The 15,737-nt window shown below is 61.4% G+C and carries 11 protein-coding genes; all 11 read right to left on the bottom strand.

The genetic code is table 11. The features are described 5' to 3' along the window. Positions 1–99: GTP-binding protein (locus tag CMI59_RS00460; RefSeq protein WP_293323184.1), on the bottom strand; the 99-nt coding region annotated here is incomplete at its 3' end. Positions 100–141: 42 nt separating this feature from the next. After that, entirely contained in the window at positions 142–2,217 is a 2,076-nt protein-coding gene (gene fusA, locus CMI59_RS00455) for an elongation factor G (RefSeq protein WP_293323180.1), read from the bottom strand. A 42-nt stretch (positions 2,218–2,259) separates the two neighbouring features. After that, positions 2,260–2,730 (bottom strand): 30S ribosomal protein S7, encoded by a 471-nt coding sequence (gene rpsG, locus CMI59_RS00450; RefSeq protein ID WP_293323178.1) that lies wholly within the window; start codon positions 2,728–2,730, stop codon positions 2,260–2,262. Positions 2,731–2,742: 12 nt separating this feature from the next. After that, the gene (rpsL, locus tag CMI59_RS00445) at positions 2,743–3,114 is read right to left on the bottom strand and encodes a 30S ribosomal protein S12 (protein ID WP_167089964.1); all 372 of its coding nucleotides are present in this window, start codon (positions 3,112–3,114) and stop codon (positions 2,743–2,745) included. A gap of 427 nt (positions 3,115–3,541) precedes the next feature. After that, positions 3,542–4,489, bottom strand: coding sequence for a DUF4344 domain-containing metallopeptidase (locus CMI59_RS00440; protein ID WP_293323173.1), 948 nt, complete (start codon positions 4,487–4,489; stop codon positions 3,542–3,544). A 79-nt stretch (positions 4,490–4,568) separates the two neighbouring features. After that, positions 4,569–8,768 carry a DNA-directed RNA polymerase subunit beta' gene (gene rpoC, locus CMI59_RS00435; RefSeq protein ID WP_293323171.1) on the bottom strand — a complete coding sequence of 1,400 codons (4,200 nt, stop codon included), beginning with the start codon at positions 8,766–8,768 and terminating at the stop codon, positions 4,569–4,571. A gap of 166 nt (positions 8,769–8,934) precedes the next feature. Next, positions 8,935–13,023 carry a DNA-directed RNA polymerase subunit beta gene (gene rpoB, locus CMI59_RS00430; RefSeq protein ID WP_293323169.1) on the bottom strand — a complete coding sequence of 1,363 codons (4,089 nt, stop codon included), beginning with the start codon at positions 13,021–13,023 and terminating at the stop codon, positions 8,935–8,937. 197 nt (positions 13,024–13,220) lie between these two features. Further along, positions 13,221–13,598 carry a 50S ribosomal protein L7/L12 gene (gene rplL / locus CMI59_RS00425; RefSeq protein WP_293323167.1) on the bottom strand — a complete coding sequence of 126 codons (378 nt, stop codon included), beginning with the start codon at positions 13,596–13,598 and terminating at the stop codon, positions 13,221–13,223. Positions 13,599–13,647: 49 nt separating this feature from the next. Continuing rightward, on the bottom strand, positions 13,648–14,166 hold the full coding sequence (gene rplJ / locus CMI59_RS00420; protein WP_293323165.1) for a 50S ribosomal protein L10: 519 nt from the start codon (positions 14,164–14,166) through the stop codon (positions 13,648–13,650). A 391-nt stretch (positions 14,167–14,557) separates the two neighbouring features. Continuing rightward, positions 14,558–15,259: a 50S ribosomal protein L1 gene (gene rplA / locus CMI59_RS00415; RefSeq protein WP_293323163.1), complete on the bottom strand. Its 702-nt coding sequence runs from the start codon at positions 15,257–15,259 to the stop codon at positions 14,558–14,560. Between the two features lie 4 nt (positions 15,260–15,263). Continuing rightward, positions 15,264–15,692, bottom strand: coding sequence for a 50S ribosomal protein L11 (gene rplK / locus CMI59_RS00410; RefSeq protein WP_293323161.1), 429 nt, complete (start codon positions 15,690–15,692; stop codon positions 15,264–15,266). Positions 15,693–15,737: the final 45 nt, after the last annotated feature.

Raw genomic sequence — 15,737 nt, 5'->3', positions numbered from 1 at the left:
CGTGATCGCCGCCGTCAGCGTCGTCTTTCCGTGGTCAACATGACCAATCGTTCCGATATTGCAGTGCGGCTTGTTGCGCGCAAATTTCTCTTTAGCCATTTCGGCGCTCCATCCTTCTGGAACTGACTTCGTTTAACGGGATCAGGCGAGCTTCGCCCGGACTTCGTCGGACACCGCCTGCGGCACCTGCTCATAGTGATCGAACTGCATGGTGTACTGGGCGCGACCCTGGCTCATCGAGCGCAGCGTGCCCACATAACCGAACATGTTCGCAAGCGGCACCATGGCGTGGATCACCTGGGCAATGCCCCGCTGCTCCGTACCCTGGATCTGTCCACGGCGGCTGTTCAGGTCGCCGATGACGTCACCCATGTATTCCTCCGGCGTCACCACCTCGACGGCCATCACAGGCTCGAGGAGCTTCACACCGGCTTTCGGTGCGGCCTCACGGAACGCGGCACGTGCCGCGATTTCGAAGGCCATCACGCTGGAGTCCACATCGTGGTAGGCGCCGTCGATCAGGGTGGCCTTGAAGTCGATCATCGGGAAGCCGGCCAGCGGACCGCTGTCCTTGACGCTCTCGATGCCCTTCTGAACACCCGGAATATATTCGCGCGGCACGGAACCACCGACGATCTTGCTTTCGAAGACAAAGCCTTCGCCCTGCTCCGTCGGTTCGAAAACGAGCTTCACGCGGGCGAACTGACCGGAACCGCCGGTCTGCTTCTTATGCGTGTAGTCGATTTCAGCAAGCTGCGTGATCGTTTCGCGATACGCCACCTGCGGCGCACCGATATTCGCCTCGACCTTGAACTCGCGCTTCATGCGATCGACGATGATGTCGAGATGAAGCTCGCCCATGCCAGCGATGATCGTCTGACCGGATTCTTCGTCAGACTTCACGCGGAAGGACGGATCCTCGGCCGCGAGACGCTGCAGCGCCAGGCCCATCTTTTCCTGGTCCGCCTTGGATTTCGGCTCGACCGCGATCTCGATCACGGGGTCGGGGAATTCCATGCGCTCCAGAATGACCGGCTTCAGCGCGTCGCAAAGCGTGTCGCCCGTGGTCGTTTCCTTCAGGCCCGCAATGGCAACGATGTCACCGGCATAGGCCACCGTGATGTCTTCACGGCTGTTGGAATGCATCTGCATCATACGACCGACGCGCTCGCGCTTGTCCTTGACCGTGTTGAGCAGGGAAACACCCTTCTCGAGCACGCCCGAGTAAATGCGGCAGAAAGTCAGCGAACCGACGAAGGGGTCGTTCGCGATCTTGAAGGCCAGCAGCGAAAGCGGCTCTTCGTCGCTCGACTTGCGGATGATTTCGCCATCGGTCTTCGGGTCGATGCCTTTGATCGCCGCCACTTCGACCGGGCTCGGGAGGTAATCCACCACCGCGTCGAGCAGGGGCTGCACACCCTTGTTCTTGAACGCCGTACCGCAGAGAACCGGAACGAATTCGTTCGCGATCGTGCCCTTGCGGATCAGCTTCTTGATCGTATCGATGTCGGGCTCGTTGCCTTCGAGATAGGCCTCCATCGCGGCCTCGTCCTGCTCGACGGCATTCTCGATCAGGTAGTCGCGATATTCCTGCGCCCTGTCGGCGAGGTCGGCCGGAATTTCTTCTTCATGGTACTCGGCGCCAAGGCCTTCTTCGTCCCAGATGATCGCCTTCATGTGAAGAAGGTCGATCACGCCGCGGAAGTCGCTTTCGGCGCCGACCGGAAGCTGCATGCATACCGGTTTCGCACCCAGGCGGGTCTTCATCATGTCGACGCAGCGATAGAAATCGGCGCCGGTCTTGTCCATCTTGTTCACGAAGAACATGCGCGGCACGTGATACTTGTCGGCCTGGCGCCACACGGTTTCGGTCTGCGGTTCCACGCCGGCATTGGCGTCGAGCAGCGCCACCGCGCCGTCCAGCACACGAAGACTGCGCTCCACCTCAATGGTGAAGTCCACGTGACCGGGCGTGTCGATGATGTTCAGACGCTTGTCGTTCCAGAAGCAGGTCGTCGCAGCGGACGTGATCGTGATGCCACGCTCCTGCTCCTGCTCCATCCAGTCCATCGTCGCCGCGCCATCATGCACTTCGCCGATCTTGTGGCTGCGGCCGGTGTAGAAAAGGATACGCTCGGTCGTCGTCGTCTTGCCCGCATCGATATGGGCCATGATGCCGAAGTTCCGATAATCCTCGATTTTATGTGTACGCGTCATAGCAGCAGCCTCAGCGACTAGGATCCCGTCAGGACCCTTTGATTACCAGCGATAGTGCGAGAAGGCGCGGTTGGCTTCCGCCATGCGGTGCGTGTCTTCACGCTTCTTCACCGCAGCGCCTCGATTGTTGGCCGCATCGAGCAGTTCGCCCGACAGGCGGTCAACCATGGTCGTTTCGTTACGTGCCCGGGCCGCGGTGATAACCCAACGGATCGCCAGCGCACGACGGCGCTCCGGACGAACCTCGACCGGGACCTGATAGGTCGCACCGCCCACACGGCGGGAGCGCACTTCGATGGCGGGCATCACATTTTCGAGCGCTTCATGGAAAGTGCGAAGCGGGTCGACGCCGGCCTTGTCCTGCATCTTGTCGAACGCCCCGTAGATGATGCGTTCGGTGACGGACTTCTTGCCGTCATACATCAGGCTGTTCATGAACTTGGCGAGAACCAGGTCGCCGTATTTGGCGTCCGGAATGACTTCCCGCTTTTCTGCGCGATGGCGACGAGACATCTCTAGATCCTCTTACTTCGGACGCTTCGCGCCATACTTCGAACGGCGCTGGCGGCGATCTTTGACACCCTGCGTATCGAGCACGCCACGGATGATGTGGTAGCGAACGCCCGGCAAGTCCTTCACGCGGCCGCCACGGATCATCACCACGGAATGTTCCTGGAGATTGTGGCCCTCGCCCGGGATATAGCCGGTCACTTCGTAACCGTTGGTCAGGCGAATACGAGCAACCTTACGAAGGGCCGAGTTCGGCTTCTTCGGGGTCGTCGTATAAACGCGCGTGCACACGCCTCGCTTCTGCGGGCAGGCCTGCATCGCCGGTACTTTGTTCCGCTTCACCTGCGGCTTGCGCGGATTGCGGATTAGCTGGTTGACTGTGGGCATTCGTCTTTTCGCCTGTCGACCTTAATTGTCCAAAACAAAAACGTCGCACAGCCCCGTTTCATATCGAAATGGGCTGAGCGCGCTGCGGAACACAAGACCCTATCGGCCCTGTGCCCAGAATGCAGAGGACCCCGGAACCCGGGATCATGCGCCATTCCTCGTATTCGGTTTACCGGCCTCAGTGTCTAGATCGGCCTTGAGACGGCGCCTGTTGCGGCTGCCTTCGGGCCCAGTGCTCTACTACCTGAAGCGAAAGTGCGCGGAAGTTACTTCCGGCCCCTGCCCCCGTCAACCCCAACCTTAACGAAATGCCCAGATTTCTGCCGTCCAGGCCGCCTTGAGGACAAAAACGGGAAAATATCGCTCCGAGATGCGCCTGAGAGGCAATAAATCCGCCTCAACCTTGTATCCGGCGGCCGCTTGGCGGTCATTTTCCGGGAGAATCGTCTGGCCGCGCGCCGGATTCGCAGCCCAAACGGCGCCCCATGACATTCGAGATGAGGGGATTCGCACACAGATCCGCGAATCCCTCCGCCGCCCGCCGGTCGGCCAGCCGTCCGAAATCCGCCAGAAGGTCGAGGCAGACGAAGATGGTATGGACCTGCGACTTGTAGAACGCATCCGGGCTCCCGCCGCAATTCGTGACGGATACCTTGACCGGGAACGGCCAGTCCATCACCTGGTCGAGCCGCCCCGCGATGCGCGCGAAAATACGGCTCTGCCTCAGGATTTCGTAAACGCGCCGGTTATCCTCGCCGACCGGCTTATCGTAGTGAACCGACAGCATGGGCGTTCGCGCGCCACGCCCCTTCGACACCTCCGGAGCGCGCCTGTACTGGCGGTACAGCCACTCCACCGCGTGCTTGGCCCGGGCGAACTCCTGATCGCAGAACCAGCCCCGCTCCACAGGCAACAGCTTTGTATCGAGCGAGAGGGACAGCAAATCCTCGTTCGACCCCATGGCAAGGCAGTTGATGTTGTAGAACCTCACGATGGATAGCGGGTGTTCGTCCCAATAGGGCTTCAGCTCCGTCACCCGCCCTCTGGCTTCCCACTCCTGATACCACTCAGCCGAAACCATCAGCAGCCGGTCCACACCGGCAGGACCGCTCTGCACGTCATAGTTGAGGATCATGAGCACGGTCGCAACCGTATCGGCGGCCTCCTCCTCCCGGCTGAAGAGCGGCACATCGAAGGCATCGAACGCCGCATGACCGAACTCATGCAGCAAGGTGAACTCCGCATTGGCAAGGACATATTCGGTCCGCAAGGCATCGAGCTCGGTCTTGTCGAGCGGCCGGGCCGACGCCGCAACCGCCATGAGCGGCAGAACGATGCAAGCCGCCAGAAGCGACCGGAAGGTCTTCACGAACATCCCTGAAATCTCCTCCTGAACGAAAACGGGCTGCGCGGGATTCCCGCGCAGCCCGCTTCCTCAATCGTCAAGAAACGCCTTAGATCGCTTCTTCTTCGCCCGCAGGCTCCGGAGAGAGTTCGCTCGCCACGATCTCTTCCTCGCCCTGGGCTTCGAGAAGCTCGGCATCGCGTTTGCCGGCCTCGCCCCGCAGGCGCTGAAGCATACCGCCCGTACCCGCCGGGATGAGACGGCCCACGATGACGTTTTCCTTCAGGCCCATCAGCTCGTCCGCCTTGCCGGCGACCGCGGCTTCGGTGAGCACCCGGGTCGTCTCCTGGAAGGAGGCGGCCGAGATGAAGGAGCGCGTCTGCAGGCTGGCCTTGGTGATGCCAAGCAGCACCGGGCTTGCCGTTGCCGGCTTCTTGCCCTCCGCCTCGAGACGTTCGTTCATCTGATCGAACTCGATGCGGTCCATCTGCTCGCCGGACAGCGTGCTGGACTCGCCCGGATCCGTGACTTCCACCTTCTGGAGCATGTTACGGACAATCACTTCGATGTGCTTGTCGTTGATGCCCACGCCCTGCAGGCGGTAGACGTCCTGGATCTCGTTCACCAGATAGGCCGCCAGCTCCTCGACACCCGAAATCGCCAGGATGTCATGCGGGGCCGGATGGCCGTCCAGGATGAACTCGCCCTTTTCGATGATGTCGCCTTCCTGAATGGCAATATGCTTGCCCTTCGGGATCAGATACTCGACAGGCTCCATGCTCTCGTCGGACGGATGCACGATGATGCGACGCTTGTTCTTGTAGTCCTTGCCGAACTCGACGCGGCCCGTGACCTCCGAAATGATCGCATGATCCTTCGGACGGCGCGCTTCGAAGAGCTCCGCCACGCGCGGCAGACCGCCCGTGATGTCGCGCGTCTTGGCGCCTTCGGTCGGGATACGCGCCAGCACGTCGCCGGCATGGATCTTCGACCCGTTTTCGACCGACAGAATGGCATCCACCGAAAGCAGGTAACGGGCTTCATTGCCGTTGGCCAGCGTGCGGATTTCGCCATTCTCATCGCGAATGACCATGGCCGGGCGAAGCTCGTTGCCCTTCGGCGCGGCACGCCAGTCGACCACGACGCGGCTCGAAATGCCCGTCGCCTCGTCCGCCACTTCGCGGATCGAAACGCCCTCGATGAGGTCTTCGAACCCGATCGTGCCATCGACTTCGGTCAGCAGCGGCATGGTGTAGGGATCCCATTCCGCAATGCGCTGACCGCGCTCGACCTTATCGCCATCGTCCACGCGCAGGCGCGAACCATAGACCAGCTTGTGCGCGGCCCGTTCCGTCCCGTGCTCGTCGATCACCTGCACCTGCACGTTGCGGCCCATGACCACGAGCTGACCGGAAGAGTCCGTCACGATGTTCCGGTTCGCAATGCGCACCGTACCTTCATGGTTGGACTCCACATAGGAGTTGTCGGCCACCTGCGCCGTACCGCCGATATGGAAGGTACGCATGGTGAGCTGCGTGCCCGGCTCGCCGATCGACTGGGCCGCGATCACGCCGACCGCCTCGCCCATATTGACCGGCGTACCGCGTGCAAGGTCGCGGCCGTAACAGGCACCGCAAACGCCGCCACGGGTTTCGCAGGTCAGAACCGAACGAATGCGGATCGACTGGATATTGGCTTCCTCGATCCGGTCCACATCGGCTTCTTCGATGAGGTGGTTCTTCGGCACGATCACTTCGCCCGTCGCCGGGTTCGCAACTTCGTCGGCCGTGGTACGGCCAAGGACGCGCGCGCCCAGCGAAACGATCACGTCGCCGGACTCGATCACGGCCTGAACCGTGATGCCCGCATCCGTGCCGCAATCCTCCTCGGTGATGATGGAGTCCTGCGCCACGTCCACCAGACGGCGGGTCAGGTAACCCGAGTTCGCCGTCTTGAGCGCGGTATCGGCAAGGCCCTTACGCGCACCATGGGTCGAGTTGAAGTACTCGAGAACGGTGAGGCCTTCCTTGAAGTTCGAGATGATCGGCGTCTCGATGATTTCGCCCGACGGCTTGGCCATCAGGCCACGCATACCGGCAAGCTGCTTCATCTGGGCGGGCGAACCACGCGCACCGGAGTGAGCCATCATGTAGATCGAGTTGATGGGCTTTTCGCGCTTGGTCTCCTCGTCGACCTGAACGGCGGAGATCTTCTGCATCATCACATCGGCGACGCGGTCGGTGCACTTGGCCCAGGCATCGACCACCTTGTTGTACTTCTCGCCCTGCGTGATGAGGCCGTCGATATACTGCTGCTCATATTCGGTCGCGAGCTTCTTGGTCTCCTCGACCAGCGCTTCCTTCTCTTCAGGAATGACCATGTCATCCTTGCCGAAGGAAATGCCTGCCTTGAAGGCCTGGCGGAAACCGAGCGCCATGATCTGGTCGCAGAAGATGACCGTCTCCTTCTGGCCGGTGTGGCGGTAGACCACATCGATCATGTTGGAGATGTCTTTCTTCGTGAGCAGACGGTTCACGAGATCGAACGGCACGTTCGGGTGCTTGGGCAGGCGTTCGCCCACCATCATGCGGCCCGGGGTCGTGTCCACGACTTCCCAGACAAGCTCGCCGTCTGCGTTCTTGGTCTGGCGGCGCGCCTTCACCTTGGCGTGCAGCGTAACGACCTTGTTTTCCAGCGCATACTCGATTTCGGACAGGGAACCGAAGACCATGCCCTCGCCCGGCTCGTTCTCTTTCTGCTGCGTCACGTAATAGAGGCCGAGAACGATATCCTGCGACGGCACGATGATCGGCTGACCATTGGCCGGATGCAGGATGTTGTTCGTCGACATCATCAGCACGCGGGCTTCAAGCTGGGCTTCGAGCGACAGCGGCACGTGAACGGCCATCTGGTCGCCGTCGAAGTCGGCATTGAACGCCGCGCAGACCAGCGGATGAAGCTGGATCGCCTTGCCTTCGATGAGTGTCGGCTCGAACGCCTGAATACCGAGACGGTGAAGCGTCGGCGCACGGTTGAGCAGAACGGGATGTTCGCGGATCACCTCTTCGAGGATATCCCAGACTTCCGGACGCTCCTTTTCCACAAGCTTCTTGGCCTGCTTCACCGTCGCCGACAGGCCCTTGGCCTCCAGGCGCGAATAGATGAAGGGCTTGAAGAGCTCGAGCGCCATCTTCTTGGGCAGGCCGCACTGATGGAGCTTCAGCTCCGGCCCCACCACGATCACCGAACGGCCGGAATAGTCCACGCGCTTGCCGAGCAGGTTCTGGCGGAAACGGCCCTGCTTGCCCTTGAGCATGTCGGCGAGCGACTTCAGCGGACGCTTGTTGGCGCCCGTGATGACGCGACCGCGGCGGCCATTGTCGAACAGCGCATCGACGGATTCCTGAAGCATGCGCTTTTCGTTACGGATGATGATATCCGGCGCGCGCAACTCCATCAGCCGCTTCAGACGGTTGTTACGGTTGATGACGCGGCGATAGAGATCGTTGAGATCCGACGTCGCGAAGCGACCGCCATCCAGCGGCACCAGCGGACGCAGTTCCGGCGGAATGACCGGAACGACCGTCATGATCATCCACTCGGGACGATTGCCGGACTCGATGAAGGCCTCGATGATCTTCAGGCGCTTGGCAAGCTTCTTCGGCTTCAGTTCGGTCGTCGCCTCGGCGATCTCGACGCGCAGATCCGCCGCGGTCTTCTCAAGGTCGAGACCGATCAGGATCTCGCGGATCGCTTCCGCGCCGATGGCAGCCGTGAAGCTGTCTTCGCCATACTGTTCCTGCGCATCCATATACTCCTCTTCCGTCAGGAGCTGACGCTCCTTGAGCGGCGTGAGGCCCGGCTCCAGAACGATGTAGTTCTCGAAATAGAGAACCCGTTCCAGATCCTTCAGCGTCATGTCGAGAAGCAGGCCGATACGGCTCGGCAGCGACTTCAGGAACCAGATATGCGCAACGGGAGCGGCAAGCTCGATATGGCCCATCCGCTCGCGGCGGACCTTCGAGAGCGTCACTTCCACGCCGCACTTTTCGCAGATGATGCCCTTGTACTTCATCCTCTTGTACTTGCCGCACAGGCACTCATAGTCCTTGATCGGACCGAAGATGCGCGCGCAGAAGAGGCCGTCCCGCTCGGGCTTGAACGTACGGTAGTTGATCGTCTCGGGTTTTTTGATCTCACCGAAAGACCAGGACAGGATCCGTTCAGGGCTCGCGATAGAGATCTTCAGCTGGTCGAAGGTCTGCGTGGGCGCCGTCGGATTGAAAATGTTCATGACCTCTTGGTTCATGAGACGTCTCCTGAGCTTTGGCCGCCAGGCCAACGGGGGTGATTTTCGCGGATGGTGGGGCCTTCCTTCCGCCTACCCCGTATTTCGATACCCATATTCCCTTCCGCGCTTTCGCGGGAGGATGACGGCGCGCCCGCCTTGGGCGCACCGCCTTTCGTCCTGATCGTCAGCTTGCCTGCGAGGCGGCAAGCTCCACATTGAGGCCAAGCGAACGCATTTCCTTCACGAGCACATTGAAGCTCTCCGGAATACCGGCTTCGAACGTGTCGTCACCGCGCACGATTGCCTCATAGACCTTGGTACGGCCCGCCACGTCGTCCGACTTCACAGTCAGCATTTCCTGCAGCGTATAGGCCGCGCCGTAAGCCTCGAGCGCCCACACTTCCATTTCGCCGAAGCGCTGTCCGCCGAACTGGGCCTTGCCGCCCAGCGGCTGCTGGGTCACCAGGCTGTACGGGCCGATGGAACGGGCATGGATCTTGTCGTCCACAAGGTGATGGAGCTTCAGCATATAGATGTAGCCAACCGTCACCCGGCGGTCGAACGGTTCACCCGTGCGTCCGTCGTGAAGCTGTTCCTGACCGGAGCGGTCGATACCCGCCTTCTCCAGCATCTCACAAATGTCTTCTTCGTGAGCGCCGTCGAAGACCGGCGTCGCCATCGGCACGCCATTGGTCAGATTGCCCGCCATTTCGATCAGCTGATCGTCATCGAGCGAGGCCACGGTCTCGTCATCGCCATAGATCGTGTTGACGGTCGACTTGAGGTCCTCGAGCTTGCCTTCACGCTGATAGGTCTGAAGCGCCGTCTGGATCTTCCGGCCAAGGCCTGCGCAGGCCCAGCCCAGATGGGTTTCCAGGATCTGACCGACATTCATGCGGCTCGGCACGCCGAGCGGGTTCAGCACGATGTCGACCGGCGTCCCGTCTTCCAGATACGGCATGTCTTCCATCGGCACGATCTTGGAGATCACACCCTTGTTGCCGTGACGGCCGGCCATCTTGTCGCCCGGCTGCAGCTTGCGCTTCACCGCGACGAACACCTTGACCATCTTCATGACGCCGGGCGGCAGCTCGTCGCCACGCTGAAGCTTGTCCACCTTGTCGGCGAAGCGGGCTTCGAGACGTTCCTTGCCGTCGTCATACTGCTTCTTCAGCGCTTCGAGTTCAGCCTGCGCCTTCTCGTTGCCAAGGGCGATCTGCCACCACTGGCCGCGGGAAAGATCGTCCAGCATCTGCTGGGTGATCTTGGCGCCTTCCTCGATGCCGTTCGGGCCGCTCGCCGCCTGCTTGCCGAGGAGAATATCGGCCAGACGCGCATAGACGTTACGGTCCAGGATCGCGAATTCGTCGTCGCGGTCCTTGGCAAGGCGTTCGATCTCTTCACGCTCGATCGCCATGGCGCGCTCGTCCTTGTCGATGCCGTGGCGGTTGAACACCCGGACCTCGACCACCGTACCGGCAACGCCGGGCGGCAGACGCAGCGACGTATCGCGAACGTCGGAAGCCTTCTCGCCGAAGATGGCGCGCAGAAGCTTTTCTTCCGGCGTCATCGGGCTCTCGCCCTTCGGCGTGATCTTGCCGACCAGGATATCGCCCGGATGCACTTCCGCACCGATATAGACGATACCCGCCTCGTCGAGGTTCTTCAGCGCCTCTTCACCCACATTCGGAATGTCGCGGGTGATTTCCTCCGGGCCAAGCTTCGTGTCACGCGCCATCACTTCGAATTCCTCGATATGGATCGAAGTGAAGACGTCGTCGCGCACGATGCGCTCGGAGATGAGGATGGAGTCCTCGAAGTTGTAGCCATTCCACGGCATGAACGCGACGAGCACGTTGCGGCCGAGGGCAAGATCGCCAAGCTCCGTAGACGGACCGTCGGCGATGATGTCGCCCTTGGCCACCTGATCGCCCACACGCACCAGCGGACGCTGGTTGATGCAGGTGTTCTGGTTCGACCGCTGGAACTTGCGCAGGTTGTAGATGTCGACGCCTGACTTGGACGGATCGACCTCTTCGGTCGCACGGATAACGATACGCTCCGCATCCACCTGGTCGATGACGCCGGCACGACGGGCGCTGATCGCAGCACCGGAGTCGCGCGCCACGACCTCTTCCATGCCGGTGCCGACAAGCGGCGCCTCGGCGCGGATGAGCGGCACGGCCTGACGCTGCATGTTCGAGCCCATGAGAGCACGGTTGGCGTCGTCGTTTTCCAGGAACGGAATGAGCGCCGCGGCCACAGACACGATCTGCTTGGGCGACACGTCGACGAGGTCGACCTGCTCCGGCGGCACCATCTCGAAGTCGCCATCGACGCGGCAGTTCACCAGTTCGCCCTGGATCTCGCCCTTGTCGCTGACCTCGATATTGGCCTGCGCAACGCGGTAGCGGCTCTCTTCCATGGCGGAGAGATAGACAACCTCATCGGTCATCTGCCCTTCCTTCACACGGCGATACGGGCTTTCGATGAAGCCGTATTTGTTCACGCGCGCGAAAGTCGCCAGCGAGTTGATGAGACCGATATTCGGACCTTCCGGCGTCTCGATCGGGCAGATACGGCCGTAATGCGTCGGATGCACGTCGCGCACCTCGAAGCCGGCACGTTCGCGCGTGAGACCGCCCGGGCCAAGCGCCGAAAGGCGGCGCTTATGCGTAATTTCCGACAGCGGGTTCGTCTGGTCCATGAACTGCGAGAGCTGCGAGGAACCGAAGAACTCGCGCACGGCAGCCGCGGCGGGCTTCGCATTGATCAGGTCATGCGGCATGACGGTGTCGATATCGACAGACGACATACGCTCCTTGATCGCACGTTCCATACGCAGCAGGCCGACGCGATACTGGTTTTCCATCAGCTCGCCGACCGAACGCACGCGGCGGTTGCCGAGATTGTCGATGTCGTCGATCTCGCCCCGGCCGTCGCGCAGACCGACCAGCGTCTTGATGACCGCCAGAATGTCTTCCTTGCGCAGCACGCGCACCGTGTCCTCGGCGTCGAGGTTCAGGCGCATGTTCATCTTCACGCGGCCGACCGCGGAAAGGTCGTAGCGCTCGGAATCGAAGAACAGGCTGCCGAACAGCGCTTCGGCCGTTTCCGGCGTCGGCGGCTCGCCCGGACGCATCACGCGATAGATGTCGATCAGCGCCTGATCACGATTGGTGCACTTGTCGAGCGCCAGCGTGTTGCGGATGAACGGCCCCGTCGACACATTGTCGATGTCGAGCGTGGTGATCTCCTTGTAGCCACCCTCAAGGAGCTGCTCGAGGAGTTCCGGCGTGATCTCGTCACCGGCTTCGGCATAGATTTCGCCGGTTTCCGTGTTGACGATTTCTTCGCCCAGGAAGCGGCCGAACAGGTCTTCGTCCTGCAGGAGAAGTTCCTGAAGGCCTTCTTCGGCGAGCTTGCGCGCCAGGCGCGGCGTCACCTTCTTGCCGGCCTCGACCACGGCCTTGCCGGTCTTGGCGTCGATGAGGTCGCGCTCCGGCTTCGCACCGCGCCAGCGTTCCGCATCGAACGGCACGCGCCAGCCATCCTTGCTCTTGGTGAAGGGCACGGTGTTATAGAAGGTCGACAGGATTTCTTCCGAGTCGAGACCCAGCGCATAAAGAAGCGTCGTCACCGGCAGTTTGCGGCGACGGTCGATACGCACATAGACGATGTCCTTCGCGTCGAACTCGAAATCGAGCCACGAACCGCGATAGGGAATGACGCGCGCAGCGAAGAGGAGCTTGCCGCTCGAATGCGTCTTGCCCTTGTCATGGTCGAAGAACACGCCCGGGCTGCGATGCATCTGCGAGACGATGACGCGCTCCGTGCCGTTGACCACGAAAGTGCCGTTCTCGGTCATGAACGGCATGTCGCCCATATAGACATCCTGCTCCTTGATGTCCTTGACCGACTTCGCACCCGTATCTTCATCGACTTCGAACACGATGAGGCGAAGCGTCACCTTCAGCGGCGCCGCGAAGGTCATGCCGCGCTGCTGGCATTCCTCGACATCGTATTTGGGCTGCTCGAATTCATAGCGCACGAATTCGAGGGTCGCCGTTTCCGAAAAATCGCTGATCGGAAAGACCGACTTGAAAACAGCCTGAAGTCCCTGTTCTTCGCGGCCACCTTCCAGTTCCTCTACCTGCAGGAACTGGTCATAGGAATACTTCTGAACCTCGATGAGGTTCGGCATGGCGGCCACTTGGGGGATGCGGCCGAATGTCTTGCGAACTCGCTTGCGACCCGTGAAGGACTGCGTCATATGTGCTCCTCGCAACGCTCTGAGTAAGAACGGCGGCCGGGCGTTTTGTCCGGAAGAAGGGCCGCCCGGTCTCATGCCCTTCTCTCCCGGTATCTCCGGTAGTCCTCGCGCCTGTATCCCGTATCAGGGGGCGGCGGCTGAGGGGTCGGCCGGGACGGAAGCCGAAGCTCCATCCCGGACCGCGTAGTCGTAAGGTCTTACTTGAGTTCGACCTTGGCGCCGGCGCCTTCGAGCTGCGCCTTGAGCTTCTCGGCTTCTTCCTTTTCCACACCTTCCTTGATGGGCTTCGGAGCGCCTTCCACCATGTCCTTGGCTTCCTTGAGGCCAAGGCCGGTGATCGCACGGACTTCCTTGATCACGTTGATCTTCTTGTCGCCCGCATCGGTCAGGATCACGTCGAACTCGCTCTGCTCGGCAGCGGCTTCGCCACCGGCAGCGGCACCACCGGCAGCTGCGACGGCAACCGGCGCAGCGGCGGAGACGCCCCACTTCTCTTCGAGCATCTTGGAAAGCTCGGCCGCCTCGAGGACGGTCAGGTTCGAAAGGTCTTCAACAATCTTTTCCAGATCAGCCATTTTTCAATCTCTCTTGGATTCGGTTGGTTTCGATTTCACCGGATCGGCCTCAGGCCGCTTCGTCCTTGGTGGCATAGGCATTCAGCACGCGTGCGAGCTGGCCGGCAGGCGCCTGAACGACACCGGCAATACGCGTGGCGGGCGTGTTGATCATGCCCACGATCTTGGCGCGCAGCTCATCCAGCGACGGCATATCAGCAAGCTGCTTCACGCCGTCCGCGTCCAGTACGGTCTCGCCCATCGCGCCGCCCAGGATCACCAGCTTCTGGTTTTCCTTGGCGAACTTGGCCGCAATCTTGGGTGCTGCGACCGGATCGTCCGAATAGGCAATGGCCGTCGGCCCCGTGAAGAGATCAGAGATCCCTGCCATCGGGGTGCCATCAAGAGCGAGCTTGGCGAGCCTGTTCTTCGTTACCTTGAACGAGGCCCCCACCTCACCCATGCGTGCACGGAGGTCTGTAATCTCCGTCACGGTGAGGCCGGTGTAGTGGGCAACGACAACCACGCCGGTCGTGCTGAACACGCCATTGAGGTGCGTTACGAGCTCGGATTTTTCCGCTCTATCCACTTAAGCTCTCTCCTTCGCGCACAACCCCTGTGCGCTTGGGGACGGTTACCCGTCTTTGGCAAATGCCGCGCGTCACTTCGGTTTGGCAGTCAAGCCGCACCTCCGCATCACACGGCGCTCACTTGCCTGTCCCGGGCTCCAACCGATCCCGAAGACCGGACCATGCCGATCTTCAAAACCGTTTCAGCTCCCGTCTGTGCCGGCCGCCTTTCCTGGCGCTTAGCCATCACCCCTATAGAGGGATCCGGCACCTGCAGTCTCGGACAGGTAAACGGACGATGGCGCAGCCACCCCGGTTCACCATCAGGTAAAGCCAGAGTGCCTGCGTCCCGTCCGTTTCAACCATCCGCGGAGCCCCGAGAGCCCAGCGGATGGAAACTCGTTACCGGCCTCAGGCCGGCTGCAGCGCCGTCGCCGTGTCGACCTTGACCCCGGGGCCCATGGTCGAGCTGATCGCGATGCGCTTGATATACGTGCCCTTGGCGCCTGTCGGCTTGGCCTTGTTCACGGCATCGACCAGCGCGCGGATGTTCCCCGCAATCTGATCTTCCGTGAAGCTCGCCTTGCCAACGCCGGCATGTACGATACCGGCCTTCTCGACGCGGAATTCCACGGCACCGCCCTTGGCAGCCTTGACGGCTTCCTCGACATCCGGCGTCACCGTGCCGACCTTCGGGTTCGGCATCAGGCCGCGCGGACCCAGCACCTTACCCAGACGGCCGACGAGCGGCATCATGTCCGGCGTCGCGATGCAGCGATCGAAATCGATCTTGCCGCCCTGGACTTCCTCGGCGAGGTCTTCCGCGCCGACGACATCCGCGCCTGCGGCCTTCGCCGCCTCGGCCTTGTCGCCCTTGGCGAAAACCGCCACACGGACGGACCGGCCGGACCCGTTCGGCAGTGTCACCACGCCGCGGACCATCTGGTCTGCATGGCGGGGGTCGACGCCGAGCGCGATGGCCACTTCCACCGTCTCGTCGAATTTCGCGCCGGCCTTCGACTTGACGAGCTTCACAGCTTCGTCGAGCGAATAGGTCGCCTTGCGGTCGATGCCCTCACGGGCGTTCGTAATGCGTTTTCCTGCTTTCGCCATGGCCTTACTCCGTCACCTGAAGGCCCATGGAACGGGCGGAACCGGCAATGATCTTCGTCGCCTGATCGAGATCGTTGGCGTTGAGATCCTTCATCTTCTGCTCTGCGATTTCGCGGCACTGCGCCATCGTGACGGTGCCCGCGCTTTCGCGGCCCGGCGTCTTCGAGCCGGACTTAATTTTCGCTACCTTCTTCAGGAAGAAGGAGGCAGGCGGGGTCTTCATCTCGAACGTGAAAGAGCGGTCCGAATAGGCGGTGATGATCACCGGGATCGGCATGCCCTGTTCCATCTGCTGAGACGCCGCGTTGAACGCCTTGCAGAATTCCATGATGTTCAGACCACGCTGACCGAGCGCGGGACCGATCGGCGGCGAAGGGTTCGCCTGTCCGGCCGGCACCTGCAACTTGATGTAGCCTTCGATTTTCTTAGCCATCTCTAATCCCCTTCCGGCACCTGCCGGATCTTTGGGTTAGTGGTT

It is taken from the genome of Parvibaculum sp. (assembly GCF_002684405.1).
Classification (GTDB): Bacteria; Pseudomonadota; Alphaproteobacteria; order Parvibaculales; family Parvibaculaceae; genus Parvibaculum.
This window is presented reverse-complemented; position numbering and strand designations above follow the sequence as displayed.

Excerpts from the sequence above, each read along its gene's own strand:
- fusA (WP_293323180.1), bottom strand. The coding sequence starts at position 2,217 with ATGACGCGTACACATAAAATCGAGGATTATCGGAACTTCGGCATCATG.
- rpsG (WP_293323178.1), bottom strand. The coding sequence starts at position 2,730 with ATGTCTCGTCGCCATCGCGCAGAAAAGCGGGAAGTCATTCCGGACGCC.
- rpsL (WP_167089964.1), bottom strand. The coding sequence starts at position 3,114 with ATGCCCACAGTCAACCAGCTAATCCGCAATCCGCGCAAGCCGCAGGTG.
- CMI59_RS00440 (WP_293323173.1), bottom strand. The coding sequence starts at position 4,489 with ATGTTCGTGAAGACCTTCCGGTCGCTTCTGGCGGCTTGCATCGTTCTG.
- rpoC (WP_293323171.1), bottom strand. The coding sequence starts at position 8,768 with ATGAACCAAGAGGTCATGAACATTTTCAATCCGACGGCGCCCACGCAG.
- rpoB (WP_293323169.1), bottom strand. The coding sequence starts at position 13,023 with ATGACGCAGTCCTTCACGGGTCGCAAGCGAGTTCGCAAGACATTCGGC.
- rplL (WP_293323167.1), bottom strand. The coding sequence starts at position 13,598 with ATGGCTGATCTGGAAAAGATTGTTGAAGACCTTTCGAACCTGACCGTC.
- rplA (WP_293323163.1), bottom strand. The coding sequence starts at position 15,259 with ATGGCGAAAGCAGGAAAACGCATTACGAACGCCCGTGAGGGCATCGAC.
- rplK (WP_293323161.1), bottom strand. The coding sequence starts at position 15,692 with ATGGCTAAGAAAATCGAAGGCTACATCAAGTTGCAGGTGCCGGCCGGA.